General features: G+C 57.9%; 18 protein-coding genes. 12 read left to right on the plus strand and 6 right to left on the minus strand.

All coding sequences use genetic code 11. The features are described 5' to 3' along the window. Window positions 1-27: 27 nt before the first annotated feature. The 3 genes from ACLK1G_RS14630 to ACLK1G_RS14640 all read left to right on the plus strand — a co-directional run bounded on the left by ACLK1G_RS14630 (window position 28) and on the right by ACLK1G_RS14640 (window position 1,344). Window positions 28-540: an antitoxin Xre/MbcA/ParS toxin-binding domain-containing protein gene (locus ACLK1G_RS14630; protein ID WP_023048572.1), complete on the plus strand. Its 513-nt coding sequence runs from the start codon at window positions 28-30 to the stop codon at window positions 538-540. Window positions 541-685: 145 nt separating this feature from the next. Continuing rightward, entirely contained in the window at window positions 686-1,018 is a 333-nt protein-coding gene (locus ACLK1G_RS14635; protein WP_012316932.1) for a DUF2790 domain-containing protein, read from the plus strand. A gap of 137 nt (window positions 1,019-1,155) precedes the next feature. After that, the gene (locus ACLK1G_RS14640) at window positions 1,156-1,344 is read left to right on the plus strand and encodes an AbrB/MazE/SpoVT family DNA-binding domain-containing protein (protein WP_016489899.1); all 189 of its coding nucleotides are present in this window, start codon (window positions 1,156-1,158) and stop codon (window positions 1,342-1,344) included. 105 nt (window positions 1,345-1,449) lie between these two features. Here ACLK1G_RS14640 and ACLK1G_RS14645 read toward each other — a convergent pair whose 3' ends face one another. The 6 genes from ACLK1G_RS14645 to ACLK1G_RS14670 all read right to left on the minus strand — a co-directional run bounded on the left by ACLK1G_RS14645 (window position 1,450) and on the right by ACLK1G_RS14670 (window position 6,336). Then, entirely contained in the window at window positions 1,450-1,905 is a 456-nt protein-coding gene (locus ACLK1G_RS14645; protein ID WP_023048571.1) for a DUF411 domain-containing protein, read from the minus strand. Beyond that, complete coding sequence (locus ACLK1G_RS14650; RefSeq protein WP_012316930.1) at window positions 1,895-2,677, minus strand: c-type cytochrome; 783 nt, start codon at window positions 2,675-2,677, stop codon at window positions 1,895-1,897. Before ACLK1G_RS14650 ends, ACLK1G_RS14645 begins: the two co-directional genes overlap by 11 nt. A gap of 10 nt (window positions 2,678-2,687) precedes the next feature. After that, window positions 2,688-3,803 (minus strand): copper resistance protein B, encoded by a 1,116-nt coding sequence (locus tag ACLK1G_RS14655; RefSeq protein WP_012316929.1) that lies wholly within the window; start codon window positions 3,801-3,803, stop codon window positions 2,688-2,690. Further along, window positions 3,793-4,116 (minus strand): hypothetical protein, encoded by a 324-nt coding sequence (locus ACLK1G_RS14660; RefSeq protein ID WP_012316928.1) that lies wholly within the window; start codon window positions 4,114-4,116, stop codon window positions 3,793-3,795. The genes ACLK1G_RS14655 and ACLK1G_RS14660 overlap by 11 nt, the downstream gene beginning before the upstream one ends. Before the next feature lie 14 nt (window positions 4,117-4,130). Next, window positions 4,131-5,948, minus strand: coding sequence for a copper resistance system multicopper oxidase (locus tag ACLK1G_RS14665; protein ID WP_012316927.1), 1,818 nt, complete (start codon window positions 5,946-5,948; stop codon window positions 4,131-4,133). A 181-nt stretch (window positions 5,949-6,129) separates the two neighbouring features. Next, entirely contained in the window at window positions 6,130-6,336 is a 207-nt protein-coding gene (locus ACLK1G_RS14670) for a co-regulatory protein PtrA N-terminal domain-containing protein (protein ID WP_012316926.1), read from the minus strand. 165 nt (window positions 6,337-6,501) lie between these two features. On the opposite strand from ACLK1G_RS14670, the gene ACLK1G_RS14675 reads away from it, so the two are divergent. The 9 genes from ACLK1G_RS14675 (at window position 6,502) to ACLK1G_RS14715 (ending at window position 17,090) form a co-directional block, all read left to right on the plus strand. Further along, on the plus strand, window positions 6,502-7,179 hold the full coding sequence (locus ACLK1G_RS14675; protein WP_012316925.1) for a heavy metal response regulator transcription factor: 678 nt from the start codon (window positions 6,502-6,504) through the stop codon (window positions 7,177-7,179). Next, on the plus strand, window positions 7,179-8,579 hold the full coding sequence (locus tag ACLK1G_RS14680) for a heavy metal sensor histidine kinase (RefSeq protein WP_084966822.1): 1,401 nt from the start codon (window positions 7,179-7,181) through the stop codon (window positions 8,577-8,579). Before ACLK1G_RS14675 ends, ACLK1G_RS14680 begins: the two co-directional genes overlap by 1 nt. 36 nt (window positions 8,580-8,615) lie before the next feature. Then, window positions 8,616-8,963, plus strand: a complete 348-nt coding sequence (locus ACLK1G_RS14685) for a hypothetical protein (RefSeq protein ID WP_023048569.1) — start codon at window positions 8,616-8,618, stop codon at window positions 8,961-8,963. A gap of 86 nt (window positions 8,964-9,049) precedes the next feature. Beyond that, window positions 9,050-10,300: a TolC family protein gene (locus tag ACLK1G_RS14690; RefSeq protein WP_420766059.1), complete on the plus strand. Its 1,251-nt coding sequence runs from the start codon at window positions 9,050-9,052 to the stop codon at window positions 10,298-10,300. Continuing rightward, window positions 10,297-11,757, plus strand: coding sequence for an efflux RND transporter periplasmic adaptor subunit (locus tag ACLK1G_RS14695; protein WP_023048567.1), 1,461 nt, complete (start codon window positions 10,297-10,299; stop codon window positions 11,755-11,757). The genes ACLK1G_RS14690 and ACLK1G_RS14695 overlap by 4 nt, the downstream gene beginning before the upstream one ends. Further along, on the plus strand, window positions 11,754-14,912 hold the full coding sequence (locus ACLK1G_RS14700) for an efflux RND transporter permease subunit (protein ID WP_420766060.1): 3,159 nt from the start codon (window positions 11,754-11,756) through the stop codon (window positions 14,910-14,912). The genes ACLK1G_RS14695 and ACLK1G_RS14700 overlap by 4 nt, the downstream gene beginning before the upstream one ends. After that, window positions 14,909-15,262 (plus strand): copper-binding protein, encoded by a 354-nt coding sequence (locus tag ACLK1G_RS14705; protein WP_023048565.1) that lies wholly within the window; start codon window positions 14,909-14,911, stop codon window positions 15,260-15,262. The genes ACLK1G_RS14700 and ACLK1G_RS14705 overlap by 4 nt, the downstream gene beginning before the upstream one ends. A gap of 160 nt (window positions 15,263-15,422) precedes the next feature. Next, window positions 15,423-15,749, plus strand: a complete 327-nt coding sequence (locus ACLK1G_RS14710) for a four-helix bundle copper-binding protein (RefSeq protein WP_371263243.1) — start codon at window positions 15,423-15,425, stop codon at window positions 15,747-15,749. A 657-nt stretch (window positions 15,750-16,406) separates the two neighbouring features. Continuing rightward, window positions 16,407-17,090: a hypothetical protein gene (locus ACLK1G_RS14715; protein ID WP_172439589.1), complete on the plus strand. Its 684-nt coding sequence runs from the start codon at window positions 16,407-16,409 to the stop codon at window positions 17,088-17,090. Window positions 17,091-17,180: the final 90 nt, after the last annotated feature.

Here is a 17,180-nt window from a genome sequence, read left to right on the forward strand (position 1 = left end):
GGGCGCCGGACGTGCTTGGGAATCAAAATGGCTAGTCTGGCAGCCAACGCACAAGAGGAGGTCGATGCAGTGAATCCTACAAGCACTCGCCCACCTGTTGAATCGCAGGCCTTTCCACCAACGTTCCACCTGGTTCATACCCACCCCGACGGGTTGAGCCAGCTGGAGCTCCTGAGTCTAGTCCAAACAGGATTCTTTTTCAGCGACGTGAAGTGCATGGTCGAGTCATCGAGCCTGTTCAAGGCTCGTAACCTCGTCGGGCGAATCACAGGAAGATCGACCAGAAGCATTCACCGTCTGAGCCATCCCGCTCAGGCCCATCGTCTGGATGCCCAGCAGAGCGCGGTGGCGTTCCAGTATGCGAAAGGACTGGAGCTTGCATCGAAGGTATTTGGCTCTCAGATGCTCGCGGAGCAGTGGCTTTGTCGGCCGTGCGGCCGTTTGTTGGGGTTTGTACCCTTCGAGATGCTCGACACGTCGCTCGGGTTCAGCGTCGTAGCGGACTATCTTGAGCGTATACGCTTGGGTGTCTACCAGTAGCTTGCCTGAGGGCGAGGTTGGTATGCGGCGAGGAGGCAACGCTACCTCTTTTTACATGCGGGACTTACAACCTTGTAATTCCCGTATCACTCAATTGACAGCGATCAACCCCTAATCTTCAGTCACGTTTATTGGAGTGATTGAAATGAAAGTCATCAAAAGTATCACCGCTATCCTGGCCTTAGTGGCTTCGTCAGCCGTACTCGCCGAAGGAGGATCCGACCGTCTGCATGGAAAGATGATTCAGGCCAATGAGCAAGCTATGCGAGCTTATGCCGCTGCCAAGGGAAAGAACCCACCGGAGGTGATCCACTATCGCTACGGGATGCGGCTCGACGTGGCGAAGGTGATCAGCATGACGTCGACCAAGGCGAGCTGTGACGTGATGCCGGCACAGATGAATTACGAGGATTCCAACGGAGACGTGAAAATCCTTGAATACCGGACCGCTGGAGTCGGTTGCCGGGGCCAGAACTGAGCACTGAGCGAGTGGACAGGACTTACTCTGATAAAACGCCGGGTTGAAGCGTCAATTCCGGCAATAGATCGCCTGGTTACCGGCTTTCATGACTGGTGGAGTACGATGAGGACTGGTAGCTCAGGCAGGAGAGTCCAATGACTCAATCAGCGCGCACCACGGTAAAGTGCCTAGATCCCGGCGACGGCTCCGGCGATGTGATTGTGGAATTACCCGATGACATTTTGCGCGAGCTCGGGGTCACGACGGGCGACAGACTCTCCATCGAGCTCATCAACGGCGATATCGTACTCAAGCCAGTCCGCGAGCGCCGTGAATCTGACTAGCTACCCTTTGTAGCCCCTCTCTGTCGTCCTGTTGAGCTGATGAAGCTTTCTAGCGGGGGAATAAGGGACGGCAGTCAGCCTACCGCCGTCCTCCTGGTAGGTGCGTTATTTGGCTGGATAGTTGGCGACTACTTGGTCCTCGCCGCTTTTGATTAAACCAATGACTTGGTAGGCATGGCTTACGCCATCAACCTCCATGCCTGGGGACCCAGCTGGCATTCCTGGTACGGCGATCCCGACTAGATCGTTCCGCCCCCTGAGTTCTCGAATCTGCTCAGCTGGCACGTGACCTTCAACAAACTTTCCGTCGATCACAGCTGTGTGGCAGGACGCTAACCGTGGCGCTACGCCCAGCTTCTGTTTCACTGCGCTCATGTCCGTCTCAACATGGTCGGTCACTTTGAAACCATTGGCTTCCAGGTGCGCGATCCACTTCTTGCAGCAACCGCAGTTCGCGTCTCGGTGAACGTCGATGGACAATGGCTCGGCAGCATAGGCCGCCGAGGTCACCAGAAGCCCAGCGATAGCGGCTAGCCGAACGAATATCCGGTTAGTTGGCATGAGTGTGCTCCTTACCGTCTTTGTGAACATGCGTCTTTGGCGACGATGTCGGGTGGGCATCCGAATGGGCCTCGGCCGCATTGTGGTCACCGTGATGATCTGCCGCTTGAGCGGAGCCTGCGGGTGCAGCTCCATGGTCGTGAGCTGCCTGGGCATGATCGTCGTCTGCCGCTTCATCGTGATCACCATGCTCGGCACGACCGCTCCCGCCGTGCTGGCCCTCATGGTTGTGCATATCGCTTTCACCGCCGCCGTGCTGGTGGCCGCCGCTCGTGGCCACCAAGGCCTTGTACTGCTCGGCATTCATCTGGGGCAGTTGATCCAGGAACGCGACGATTCCCCAGATGTACTCATCGCCCATGCTCTTGCCCCAGGCGGGCATGCCCGTGGCTTTGATACCGTGCTTGATTGTCCAGAATGCGGCGGCTGGATCGCCTCCGACACCCACCTTGGTGAGGTCGGGTGGCGACGGGTATAGCGCTTGGCTTAGCTCAGTCTTCCCAACGCCAGGGGCAAGGTGACAGCCTATACACATGGCGTTGTAGTTGCCCGCCCCCGCTTTGATCAACGCGGCTTCCTTCAGATCAGGGACTTCGATGTCTCGCGCTCGAACCTCAATAGACCGATCACGAGCCATGGCGAGAAAGGAATGGACTGCCGGGAAGTGAGGATCATCAGCGCCGACATTCACCAGACCGAAATAGGCTGTGCCCAATACCGCAGCACTTCCGACAGCACCGGCCCCAAGCAGCGTTGTAATTGTTTTTTTCATGTTGGAATTCTCAGAACCACATCCGGATACCGGCAACGAAGCGTGCCTCATCAACATCTCCACCCTCGTCTCGGATGAAGTCAGCGGTGTTGCCGTAGGAGCGGCTCCAGGTAACGCCTATGTATGGAGCAAACTGGCGGACAATTTCATACCGTAGGCGCAGCCCGACTTCGGTATTGGCAAGGCCCGAGCCAACGCCGCGCTCAGGATCGTTCTTGCCATAGAAATTGACCTCGGCCGTGGGCTGCAAAATCAAGCGATTGGTCAGCAGGATGTCGTATTCGCCCTCAAGACGCGCAGCAGTCTGACCGTTCTCGCCTATAAACGCCGTGGCTTCGGCCTCGAAGTCATACAGAGCCATGCCCTGAATACCAAAGGCTGCCCAGGTCTGTGGGGATTCCGGTTTGAAATCCTGGCGGACCCCGGCGACCACATCCCACCAAGGGCTGACCGAGCGCCCGTACAGGAGTTGCAGCTCAGCATCTTCGGTTACCCCATTGGTGCGCTCGCCTTCCGAACGAACCCAGAGGCGATTAATGTCGCCGCCTATCCAGCCTGATGCGTCCCAGGCCAGGGTGCTGCCCTCATCGGCGTCCTGGTATTCGAGCTGGTCCAACAGGAAGAAGCTGTTGATTCCGCTGTCGTGCACTTGGTGGCCACCCAGGGGCGGAAAGGCCGACTCGCGATCCGCATCAGTGAGCACTGGAATCGGCGTGCGGCTCGTCGTGGTCGGAGAAGTCGCTGAGCTATGGTTCATCTGGGAATGGTCCATGCCCTTCATAGAGCCGTGATCCATGCCCTGCATGTTTCCATGGTTCATTTTGCTGTGGTCCATCTTGTTGTGGTCCACCGGGCTGGATTTACTCTTGCTTTGAGCATGCCCCATCTGGCTGTGATCAACAGGGGCAGGCTTTTTCTGCTGTTTGCCCATCCCCATCTTGCTGTGATCCATCGCCGGCATCGATTCGGATGGAGCAGCATCCATTTGCATGGAGCCGTGCCCCATTTTCGAATGATCCATGCCCGAGTGATCCATTTCTTCAGCAGCGAAGCTGGGCGTTACGCCCAGCATGCTGATCGAAACGGTCAGAGCCAGCAGCGAAGGCCGCCCGAGGCTATTGGCCATCTTTCCCTGCCTTAGCTTTGTCGCTGCCATGCGATTTCATCATTTTGTCGTGGTCCATGCCTTCCATCGAGCCATGGTCCATTCCCTTCATCGAGCCGTGGTCCATACCTTCCATGGAACCATGGTCCATGCCTTCATGGTTCATCCCCTGGCCCTGCTTGTCCTGCGAGCCTTTGGCTTTGCCGGCCTCTGTGGTTTTCTGGGAATGCTGATCATGATTGTCGCTGGACCACGACGACGGGGCATAAACAGCCAGAATGCCTACCATCGCAGCAGAAAGGAAAAAGGCGCTTCGTTTCATTGGTTTGCTCATCTCAAATCTCCAGTTCATTCGTCCACACGTACTTCTCGGAACATGCCCATTTCCATGTGGAACAGTAGGTGACAGTGATAGGCCCAACGTCCCAAGGCATCTGCGGTGACGCGATAGCTTCGTTTTGAGCCAGGTGGCATGTCGATGGTGTGCTTGCGAACCATGAAGTTGCCGTTCTCGTCCTCCAGATCACTCCACATACCGTGGAGGTGGATGGGGTGAGTCATCATGGTGTCGTTGACCAAGGTGATGCGAAGACGCTCGCCATATTTCAACCGCAGCGGTTCAGCGTCGGAGAATTTGATACCGTCGAACGACCACGCGAACTTCTCCATGTGGCCGGTAAGGTGCAGTTCGATTGTCCGTCCAGGCTCTCGACCATCGGGATCGATGAAGGTGCTCCGCAGATCGGCGTACGTCAGCACTCGACGCCCGTTGTTGCGTAGGCCAATTCCCGGATCGTTCAGCTTTGGCGTTGGCGACATAGTCTGCATATCGACCAGTGGGTTGTTGGTCTCGGAAGCCGGATGGCTTTGCATTGCGCCGCTCATGCCGGCCATGCCTTCATTGCCCATCCCAGTCATCTTGCTGTGGTCCATACCGGCCATGCTGCCGTGGTCCATTCCAGCCATCTTGCTGTGATCCATGCCGGCCATGCTGCCCTGGTCCATGCCAGCCATGCTGCCATGATCCATTCCGCCCATGCTGCCGTGGTCCATGCCCATATCGCTCATGGCGATGATCGGGCGTGGATCTACCGCCGGTACGGGCGCTTGCAAGCCTTCGCGAACTGCCAGGGTGCCTCGGGAATACCCGGTACGGTCCATGGATTGCGCGAAAATCGTATAGGCCTGTTCGTTTTCAGGCTCGACGATGACATCGTAGGTTTCAGCAACGGCGATCCGGAACTCATCGACCGATACGGGTTTGACGTACTGGCCGTCGGCAGCCACAACCGTCATCTTGAGCCCAGGAATCCGGACATCGAAATAGGTCATGGCCGAGCCGTTGATGAATCGCAGGCGGATCTTCTCGCCGGGCTTGAAGATACCCGTCCAGTTGCCGTTCGGAGCTTGGCCGTTCATGAGGTAGGTGTAGGTATACCCGCTCACATCTGCGAGGTCGGTGGGGCTCATCTTCATTTCAGCCCACATCTTCCGATCCGCTACAGCGGCCGACCAGCCTTTCTCGCTCACGTCGTCAACGAAGTCGCTGACCGTGCGCTTGTGGAAGTTGTAATAGTCGGACTGCTTCTTGAGTTTGGAGAGCACCCGCGCCGGGTCCTCATCCGTCCAATCGCTGAGCATGACGACGTAATCGCGGTCATATACAAACGGCTCGGGATCCTTAGCATCGATCACCAGTGCGCCATAGACCCCAGACTGCTCTTGGAGGCCTGAGTGGCTGTGATACCAGTAAGTGCCGTTCTGGTGGACCTTGAACTTGTATTCGTACATGCCATCGGGAGCGATGCCGTGAAAGCTCAAGCCCGGCACACCGTCCATATTGGCGGGCAGGATTATGCCGTGCCAGTGAATGGAGGTGTCCTGTTTCAACCGGTTGCGTACACGCAGCGTCACGGTGTCGCCTTCGCGCCATCGCAGGATCGGCCCAGGCACGGAGCCGTTGATGGCCATGGCCGTACGAGCTGCCCCCGTAATGTTGACGGGCAGTTCACCGATATACAGGTCGAATTCATTGCCGCTGAGCACGTTCGGTTGGCCAGGGCTGGTCACAGCCCAGACCGGCGCGCGCCACATGCCGAGCCCACCCAGAAGTCCGGTAGCGGCCAGGCCTTTGACGAATGATCGTCTCGTGGTTTTGCTTTGCATGCCGTTGCGTCCAGTCAGGTAGATCGCTGATATCCAGGCTGCTCGATGGCGCAGCCCTTGGGTTCGTTGGAGCTCTCACCAGTCTCGTAGACTTTCGCTACTGCGCGAGGCTGATGAGAGGCCGTAGTCTGAAACTGCCATAGTTCAGATTCCGGAGTGATTACATTTCTGTAAGCTCGGATCAGCAGCTCTCGTGGCCGACATGCTTGCTGGACTGTGCGGCGACCGGCGGCTGCTCTTTCTCCTGCTGCGCAACCTGATAGGCCTGCATGGAGTTTTGGCGAGCCGCTTCCATCCGCGCAAAGGTCCGGTCCGCGCCGCCCTCTGCCAGGGCGATGCCTGCCATGCCGAAGGTAACGACCACCACAATTGCTTTGACCATGTTCATCTGGAGATCCTCAGTGGGTTCTGCGCCTCATGGCGTCAGGTACAGGGTCAAATTAGCCTCGCGGTGCTGTCAGAAAACTGATCGCGACATTACTTTTCCGTCAGCTTCTGGTTGGGCGTCTTTTTTCCTGCAAACTGGAGATGCACTCCGCGTGGATGAGAGCAGATGAAATTACTCGTAGCCGAAGATGAGCCGAAAACCGGTGTCTACCTCCAGCAAGGCCTAACAGAGGCTGGCTTCACTGTAGACCGGGTGATGACAGGCACTGACGCCCTGCAACAGGCGCAGAGCGAAGCGTATGACTTGCTGATCTTGGACGTAATGATGCCGGGGCTCGATGGCTGGGAGGTCCTGCGCAAGATCCGGGCAGCGGGGAAAGACGTGCCGGTCCTCTTTCTCACGGCCCGTGATGGCGTAGATGATCGCGTTAAAGGCTTGGAGCTGGGTGCTGATGACTACCTTGTGAAGCCCTTTGCGTTCTCTGAGCTGTTGGCTCGGGTCCGCACACTGCTGCGCAGAGGCAACGGTGGTTCTGCTCAAACCACCATGAAGATGGCGGACCTTGAGGTTGACCTGCTCAAGCGCCGGGCTACGCGAAACGGCAAGCGGATCGACCTTACTGCCAAGGAGTTTGCCCTTTTGGAGCTGCTCATGCGCCGACGCGGGGAGGTGCTCCCCAAGTCGCTGATCGCTTCTCAGGTCTGGGACATGAACTTCGACAGTGACACCAACGTGATCGAGGTCGCGATTCGCCGACTGCGGGCCAAGATTGATGACGACTTCGCGCCAAAGCTCATCCATACCGCCCGAGGCATGGGCTACATGATGGATGTGGCAGAGTGATGCGCCCGCAATCATCGCTCGTCAAGCGACTGACCCTGATGTTCATGTTCGCGGTGACTGCTGTCTTGGTCGTTGCCGGCGTGGCTTTCTACGGGCTCAGCCAGCACCATTTCCGGATGCTGGATGAGCAGGCGCTCTCCGAAAAGCTGGAGTCAACGCGTCATATTCTGTCCATTTCAGCAGCGCGAGGCGAGCTCGGCGATCAGGAGCAGCAGCTGCGGGCATTGCTCGGCGCACATCAGGATCTTTCGGCGAAAATCACCAAGGCTGACGGAACGACCCTTTTTTCAGACTCCAAAGCCTCCCAAATTCCTCAGCGGTTCGAGCAGGCGCGCCAGGGTGCGGTCTGGGAGTGGCAGGATGAATCGCAGAACTTCCGCGGTATCACCGCCCAGATGACCATCGCGGGCGAGCCGGAACCGGTGACGGCCGTGCTGATGCTCGATGTCACCACTCACGCGCATTTCTTTGTCACCCTGCAATGGTGGTTCGGCATCGGCTTGGTGATCAGCGCGATTGTGAGCGCAGGCTTGGGCTGGGTCGTTGCCAAGAGTGGGCTTCGGCCTGTCGGGCAAATCACCAAAGTGGCCACCGGGATGTCGGCAAGATCGCTCCGCGAGCGCATTCCGCTGGAGCCCGTACCGCTAGAGCTTCAGGAGCTCATCCTGTCTTTCAACGGGATGCTGGGACGGTTGGAGGATGCATTCGTTCGGTTGTCCAACTTCTCTGCCGATATCGCTCATGAGTTGAGAACGCCGGTCAGCAACCTACTTACCCATACCGAAGTGGTGCTCACCAAGAAGCGTGACCTGGATGCCTATGAGGAAAACCTCTATTCGAACCTTGAAGACCTCAAGCGCATGTCGCGCATGATCGACGACATGCTTTTCCTCGCGAAGGCGGATAACGGTCTGATCGTGCCTGAGCAGATTGATGTGGAGCTCTCCGAACTCGTATCCAAGCTGTTCGAGTACTACCAGTTTCTGGCTGAGGATCAAGGCATCCAGCTGACCCTCCAAGGTCGTGGCAAGGTTCGTGGCGATCTCTTGATGATTGACCGAGCGCTTTCCAACCTTTTATCGAACGCGTTGCGCTACACCCCGGAAGGCAACGAGATATCAGTGCAGATCGAGCAAACACGTGAAAACGTGACGTTGTCCATACGTAACAGCGGAGTAACCATCGATCCTCAGCACATTGGCAAGATCTTCGACCGGTTCTATCGGGCTGATCCAGCCAGACGCGAAGGCGGACCAAGCAATGCAGGCCTGGGCCTGTCGATAACACGCTCCATCATCGAGGCTCACAGCGGACGAATTTGGTGTACTTCAGCGGAGGGATTCACAACCTTTTACATCAGCCTTCCAGCCTCCAAGCGGTTGTTTGGTGAAGCCTCTTAATGCTGAATTCATCCCGGTAACCTATATTCGCCCATCATGAAACGCTTCATTCGACTGCTCACCATCCTGATGCTTATCGTGGCGCTTCCGCTTAACGGGATGGCGGGCATCGATTCGGCGACTGAACCTTGCCCAATGCAGACCATGGGCATGGAAATGATGGCGGGCATGGACCATGACTGCTGCCAGGACCAAGAGCCGGGCAAGACTGGTGACCATGCCAAATCCTGCAAGGTAGGCCAGGAGTGCAGAACTGCCAGCACAGTGCAGCTCAGCTTCCTGACGCCTGGACTGACCTATGCCAAGCCACGACCTGCCGATACCTACGCTGTAGGCATAGCAACAGGTTCTCCCCCCGATCCATGGCGTCCTCCCCGCGTCTGACTCCCTCTTAATTTCACACCATCGTTCTGCCTAGCAGCGGGCCGATGGCACGCGCCTGGGCGCTGATCTTTCGAGGAATCATTCTCATGACTCCCCAACGTTTTCAGGGACGAACTCCCACTGCCGTCCTTTTCATACTGCTGCCGGCTGTCTCAGCACAGGCGACAACGCTGCCGCTGGATGAAGCGCTGCAACTGGCTGAACGCAACGCTCCCTCTCTACAAGCCCGCCAAGAGCAGGCATCAGCTGCGCGCAACTTGGTCATTCCAGCGGGCGAACTACCCGATCCGCGCCTGAATCTTGGAGTACAAAACCTGCCGATTGAAGGCGCTGATCGCTGGAGCTTGAACAGAGACTTCATGACCATGCAGGTGGTTGGCCTGTCCCAGGACGTACCGAACCGGGACAAACGTAAAGCTCGCGTAGAGACAGCTCAGGCCACGGTCGAGCGAGCCGATGCTGAGGCGGTCTTCGAGCGCCTGAAGATTCGAGCGGCAACCGCGCAGGCTTGGGTTAATGCGTACACCGTGCAGCGAAAACTTGAACAGTTCGACGCTTTCTACAAAGAAAACCAGCTGCTGGCTTCTACGGTGCGGGCGCGCCTGGCCGGTGGCGCAGGCTCGACGACCGATACGCTGGCTCCGAAACAGGAATTGGCGCAGCTGGACGAGCAGAAGGATGTTTTATTGAGTCAGGCAGCTCAAGCGCGATCCGCGCTGAAGCGCTGGATTGGGCAGGACGCCGAAGTAGGGGCGCCGACGTTCCCACTCTGGCCTGTAGACGCAGCTGAATACCTGCACTCCGTACATGCCCACCCGGAGCTCAATACCTACAACGCCATGACACGCGAGGCGCAAGCCCAGGTACACCAGGCCCAGGCAGAAAAGAAGTCGGATTGGTCTTGGGGGGTGGATTATCAGCGTCGTGGCCCGGACTTCAGCAACATGGTCAGCTTGCAAGTCAGCTTCCAGCTGCCGTTGTTCACCGGCTCCCGGCAAGACCCGATGATTGCGGCACGACGCGCGCAAGTTCGTCAGTTGGAGGATGAGCAGGATGCAGCCCTGCGCGAGCATCAAGCCCAGCTTGAAACAGACCTTGCCGAGTACCAACGTTTGCAGCGGGCGGTGCGGCGCAGTCGCGAGACGCTTCTACCTCTGGCCGAGGACCGGGTACGCCTCGCTCTGGCGGACTACCGCGCCGTTAAGTCGCCGTTGAGTGAAGTGCTGTCGGCACGTCGGCAACGCGTGGAAGCGCTGTTACAGGATGTGGATCTGCAAGGACAGTTGGCTGCAACAGCAGCGCGTCTGCATTTCGTATATGGAGAGGTGCGGGCATGAGGAATAGGTCGATTGGGTTGGTTGTGGCTGCTGCCCTTGCTATTGGAGCAGGCGCGGGCTTCTGGCTAGGTGGACGGGGCACGGTTACCCCATCGCAGCCAGTAGGTGAGCAAAAAGCGCTGTATTGGTACGACCCGATGTATCCCCAGCAGCATTTCCCGGCACCCGGAAAGTCGCCGTTCATGGACATGCCGCTCGTGCCCAAGTATTCAGGCGAGACGGATGACAAGGGGCAGCCTGCGGTTCAGGTCTCGGCTGGGCTCCAGCAAAATCTCGGGATGCGATTGGCAACGGTGATGGCTGGCAGGCTTGAACGATCCCTGAGCGTGAGCGGCGTTCTGGCGTTCGACGAACGCGACTTCAGCGTGTTGCAGGCCCGTACTGGCGGTTACGTCGAACGCGTATATGGCCGGGCGGCGGGGGATATAGTTGCTAAAGGGGCTCCCCTAGCCGATGTGCTGACCCCGGAGTGGGCTGGTTTGCAGGAGGAATATCTGGCGTTGCGGCATTCCGGCGACGCTCAACTGACAGCGGCGGCACGACAGCGGCTCCTGCTCTCCGGCATGCCGGTCTACCTGATCAACCGGGTCGCGAGCACTGGAAAGGTACAGCTCTCGGTCACACTTTCCGCGCCCACTGCCGGTGTCATCCAGGTTCTCGATCTGCGACCCGGCATGACGCTGACGCCGGGGACTACCTTGGCAAGGATCAACGGAGTGGCCAACGTCTGGCTGGAAGCCGCTGTGCCAGAAGCCCAGGCTCAAGGCCTGCGCGAAGGCCAGCCTGTGCAAGCGCAATTGCCAGCTTTCCCAGGCGATCCGGTACCGGGCAAGTTGACCGCGCTGTTGGCTGATGCCGATTTGCAAAGCCGCACGTTGCGCCTGCGTATCGAGTTGCCCAACCCGGATGGACGGCTTCGTCCTGGGATGACCGCTCAAGTGGCTCTCAATCCCGGCGTGTCTGCCGAGCAGAGCCTCTTGGTGCCTGCCGAGGCGGTCATACGTACCGGCAAGCGGGATCTGGTGATGCTGGCTGAAGAAGGTGGTCGCTTCCGACCGGTGGAAGTCGTGTTGGGTCAGGAGAGCAAGGGGCAAGTTGCGGTGTTGCAGGGCCTTCAGGCAGGTCAGCGCATCGTAGCGTCGGGGCAATTCCTACTGGACTCCGAAGCTAATTTGAAAGGCATCGAAGCGGCGACGGCGCAAGACGCTCAGCCAAAAGCGGGGCCCGCCTTACATGAAGCGAACGGCCGTATCGTGCAGATAGACGGAGCCCAGCTCACCGTTGACCATGGTCCCTTCCTCACCCTGGGTATGCCTGGGATGACCATGACCTTCCCGGTGGCTGATCAGTCGCTCCTTGATGGCCTCAAGGTCGGTGCACAGATTCGCTTTGGGATACGCGAACGCGACGAGGGCATGGTGGTTGAGCAGATCAAAGTGTTGGAGGGCCAACCATGATTGCCAAACTGATCCGCTGGTCGGTAGGCAACCGGGTACTGGTGCTGCTCGCTACGCTGTTTCTGGTGGCATGGGGCTTCGTCTCGGTGCGCAGTCTGCCAATCGACGCCTTGCCCGACCTGTCGGATGTACAGGTGATCATCCGCACGTCCTACCCAGGTCAGGCTCCTCAGATCGTTGAGAATCAGGTGACCTATCCGCTGACCACCACAATGCTCTCGGTTCCGGAGGCCAAAACGGTACGCGGCTTCTCCGCCTTCGGTGACAGCTTCGTCTACGTGCTGTTCGAGGACGGCACCGATCTGTATTGGGCGCGCTCTCGGGTTCTTGAGTACCTGAGCCAGGCACAATCGCGATTACCTGCGGCAGCCAAGCCGGTACTCGGACCGGACGCCACCGGAGTCGGGTGGATTTTTCAGTATGCGCTGGTCGATCGCAACGGTGGCCATGACCTGTCGCAACTGCGCAGCCTGCAGGACTGGTTCCTGCGCTATGAGCTCAAGACCCTGCCGGATGTCGCTGAGGTGGCCACCATCGGCGGTATGGTCAAGCAATACCAAGTCCTCCTCGATCCGCTTCGCATGGCCAGCCTCGGTATCACCCAAGCTGAGGTGATAGAGGCTATAGGTAAGGCCAACCAGGAGACCGGCGGTGGTGTGCTGGAGCAAGGCGAAGCAGAATTCATGGTTCGTGCGGCCGGCTACCTAGGATCGCTGGACGATTTCAGAGCGATCCCTCTGCGACTGGCTACCAAGGGCGTGCCGGTGAACTTAGGCGATGTCGCTACGGTGCAGATAGGTCCGGAAGCCCGCAGAGGCATAGGTGAACTGGACGGCCTCGGTGAAGCCGTAGGTGGAGTGGTTATCCTGCGCAGCGGCAAGAATGCTCGTGAGGCCATCGCGCACGTCAAGGCCAAGCTCGAAACCCTGAAGAAAGGCCTGCCTGCCGGGGTGGAGCTTGTCACCGTCTACGACCGCAGCCAGCTGATCGACCGTGCTGTGGAGAACCTCAGTCACAAACTGGTCGAGGAGTTTGTGGTAGTGGCGTTGGTATGCGCAGCGTTTCTCTGGCACCTGCGCTCGTCGCTGGTGGCCATCGTGTCGCTGCCCGTGGGAATCCTGATTGCGCTGATCGTCATGCGTCATCAGGGCATCAACGCCAACATCATGTCCCTTGGCGGAATCGCTATTGCCATCGGTGCAATGGTGGACGCTGCCGTGGTCATGATCGAGAACGCCCACAAACGTGTAGAGGCCTGGCATGCCCAGCATCCTGGTCAACCTTTGCGGGGCGAAGCGCATTGGAACGTAATGACGGAGGCGGCCGTCGAGGTTGGACCAGCGCTGTTCTTCAGCCTCATGATCATCACGCTCTCGTTCATCCCGGTGTTCACGCTGCAAGCCCAGGAGGGCCGCCTCTTTGCCCCCCTGGCCTTTACCAAGACCTACGCGATGGCAGCGGCGGCTGCGCTATCGGTGACCCTGATACCGGTGCTGATGGGGTACTGGATCAGAGGGCCACTGCCTGCGGAACAGCGCAACCCGCTCAACCGGGGCCTCATCCGGCTGTACCGTCCGGCATTGGAGGTCGTCCTGCGCCGGCCCTTGCTTACCCTCGCTGGAGCATTGCTCATCCTGCTCAGCAGTCTGTGGCCCTTGAACCATCTGGGTGGCGAGTTTCTTCCCCCACTTGATGAAGGTGATCTGCTCTACATGCCTTCAGCCTTGCCTGGACTCTCCGCGCAGAAAGCTTCAGAGCTGTTGCAGCGAACGGATCGCTTGATTCGTATAGTCCCCGAGGTAGCCAGCGTCTTTGGTAAGGCCGGCCGCGCCGAATCGGCCACTGACCCTGCACCGCTGGAGATGTTCGAGACCACCGTGCGGCTCAAGCCCAAGAGTGAATGGCGTCCAGGTATGACCACTGAGAAGCTAATCGAAGAGCTTGACCGTATCGTGCGTGTGCCTGGGCTCACCAATATCTGGATTCCGCCTATCCGCAATCGGATTGACATGCTGGCCACCGGCATCAAGAGTCCGATCGGCGTCAAGGTTGCCGGCAGCGATCTGAACCAGATAGACCGGGCTACCCTTGCTGTAGAGCGGGCAGCGATAAAGGTGCCTGGAGTGACTTCGGCCCTGGCAGAGCGTTTGACTGGCGGTCGCTACATTGATTTGGACATCGACCGCCATGCCGCTGCGCGTTATGGCCTGAACATTACCGACGTACAGGCTATTGTAGCCGGTGCCATAGGTGGCGAAACCATTGGGGAAACGGTTGAAGGGTTAGCTCGCTTTCCCATTAGCGTGCGCTATCCACGTGAATGGCGTGATTCCGTGGAGGCGTTGCGTCAGCTGCCGATCTACACGTCGCAGGGGGGCCAGCTGACGCTTGGCACCGTGGCCCGCATACGTATTGCCGATGGCCCGCCCATGCTCAAGAGCGAAAATGCTCGCCCCTCGGGCTGGGTGTACGTCGATGTGCGCGGCAGAGACCTATCGTCTGTTGTGGCAGACCTGCGGCAGGTGATCGACACCGAGGTAAAGCTAGATCCGGGCATGAGCTTGAGTTACTCCGGGCAGTTCGAATACTTGGAGCGCGCTAACGCACGCCTGGCCTGGGTGGTGCCGGCGACGCTGGCCATCATCTTCGTGCTGCTCTACCTGACTTTTGGGCGCCTCGGTGAGGCGCTACTCATCATGGGCACGCTACCGTTCGCGCTAACCGGAGGCGTTTGGCTGCTGTACTTGCTGGGCTACAACCTGTCGGTGGCCACAGGCGTTGGTTTCATTGCCTTGGCCGGCGTAGCGGCGGAGTTTGGCGTGATTATGCTCATTTACCTGAATAACGCTTGGGCTGAGCGTCAGGCCAGTGGCGAAACCACACGAGCAGCGCTGCTCGGCGCAATCCGTGAGGGTGCGGTGCAGCGCATCAGACCCAAGGCAATGACCGTGGCGGTCATCGTTGCAGGCCTGCTGCCCATCCTCTGGAGCAGCGGTACCGGCAGCGAGGTCATGAGTCGCATCGCGGTGCCCATGGTCGGCGGCATGCTAACCGCTCCGTTGCTCTCCCTGTTTGTAATACCTGCGGCGTACTGGCTGATCCGTCGCCGCGAACTTACTGTCACTACCCCCAACCCCTCAGGAGAAAACCAATGAAAAAGCTAATCGTCATCGCAGCCCTGGTCACAGCTTTCGCCGCCAGTGTGCATGCCCAGGACATGGATGGTATGGACATGAAGAACATGCCAGCTTCCGCCGAAGGAGGCCAAGGCACCCAGGCGGCACCCACCGCGCATGCTGAAGGGGCAATAAAGGCGCTGGATCCTCAAAGCGGAAAAATCACATTGGCCCACGGCCCGGTAGCAGAGCTCAAATGGCCGGCGATGACCATGGGTTTCCATGCTGAGCCTGCACAGCTGAAGGGCTTGAACGTAGGAGACAAGGTGAAATTTGGGTTCCGTATGGAAGGAAGCGTCGCGAAGATCGTGAGCATTCATAAGCAGTGATGTTCCAGCCTTAAATGATCGGGCACGCCTTCACACCGAGAGGATTCGGACAAGCTTACAGAAATGTAATCAATCTTCAGGACCCCGTCAGGTCGAACGCTACATACCGTCATGAGACGGTGCACTGGCATCAAATCGACCCGATACCGGAGATATGACCATGAACAGTCGCTTTGAAGAATGCATCTCGGAATGCCTGCGCTGTGCGCTGGCCTGTGAAGGCTGTGCGTCAGCCTGCCTACAAGAACAAGATGTAAAAATGATGGCTGACTGCATCAAGCTGGACAGAGATTGCGCAGATATGTGCAACCTTGCGGCTACCTTGATGGCACGAGAAAGCATGCTGGCCAAAGAGCTTTGTGCCCTATGCGCCAAAATTTGCCGGGCCTGCGGGGAGGAGTGCGGTAAGCATAAGGCAGACCACTGTCAGCAATGCGCCCAGGCCTGCATGACCTGCGCAGAATCCTGCGAAGCAATGGCTGCGTAAGCGAATTTCGCCAAACCTCCGCCTGCTTTCCATGCGCCTGATTAAGGATTTGGGTACGTCGATAATCGTCGTGCTTAGGGAGGCGGGTAGACCGCTGATGGGCATGCGCCCTGGCAGAGCCTAGCTTGGGAAGCTAGCAAACCAAAGGCGCTGCGACCCGATAGCAAAGAAGCCCGCCTCAGCGGCGGGCTATCAGATGTCTCCAAGGGGAGGCTGTAGGCCAACAAGTCTCGGAGCAAGCACTTGTAGGATACGCCTGTTGGCTCACGCCCACCAGCCCGCTTCGGCGGAAGCGAATGGTCCTACGTTCTGACGGCCGGCATTGGGAGCGGCTTGGTGAAGGCCACGTCGATTTGTAGGGCAATCCACCAAGACAAAGCCGGCTGATTATCCCCAAGCGGTATACCCTCAGGAAGAGTCAAAGGCAAAGCTAGGGGTGAATCTAGCGGGTACCCACATTTGAGGGCAAAATCACCAGCTTCGCCTACAGTGCATTGGGTTGAGGGGAAAGGTGTGGGAGCAGAGCTAGATCGGGTAAAGGATCGCAAAAGGAGCAGAGCGTTAATCGAAGACCTCTACCTGGACGCGAACCGAGTTTACGTAATTCACTACTCCTGCGAATCGTTTTATGAAAATGATACGGGGGAGTCGAAACGTGTGACATCCATCGCCACACGGAACCTAAAAACCGGCCAAACCAAATCGTGGTCCATCCATAAAGAAGCAGAGCTCAGCAAACAGCTCTCCAGCATGCAAGCAGAGCTCAATAAATTCGAAAAGTCGATGCTGAAAGGTTTTTTCCAATGGCTTGATAAGCACAAGGATTGTCGGTTCCTGCATTGGAACATGCGAGACGAAAATTTCGGGTTCTTTGCGCTTGAGCATCGCTTTCGGGTGCTCGGGGGCAAACCCGTAGAGCTGCCGGATGACAAGAAGGTTGACCTTGCGCGTGAGCTGGTTGCGTTATATGGAAGAAACTATGCCCCGCATGCCGATAGTAGGGGAAGGAAAGGCAGGATCATGGCATTGGCTGAACTCAATAATGCCAGCGACCAAGACGCACTGCCCGGCGCTGATGAGGCTGCCGCCTTTGTGAACGCTGAGTACATAAAAATGCATCAATCGACCCTAAGGAAGCTCGATATGTTTGCGAACTTCTTCGAGCGTACACATGAAAAGTCCTTGAAGACAAAATCCAAATGGTACGAGCGGAACGGGGTGCATCCTGTTGTGTTAATTGAAATCGTCAAAGACCACCCGATCTACACGACAGTTATCGTACTGAGCGGCCTTGCCATTGCCGCTGTCAATTTCAGCCGTTTCTTGGCCCTTTTCAACTAGCCCCCTGTAGTGCAAGCACCATTTCACCAATCTTTGGGCATCATTATTAGGTTTGGAGGTGTCTACAAAACTGGGACGATTCAGGTTTAC

Origin of the sequence: Pseudomonas algeriensis (assembly GCF_048847255.1) — a bacterium.
GTDB lineage: Bacteria > Pseudomonadota > Gammaproteobacteria > Pseudomonadales > Pseudomonadaceae > Aquipseudomonas.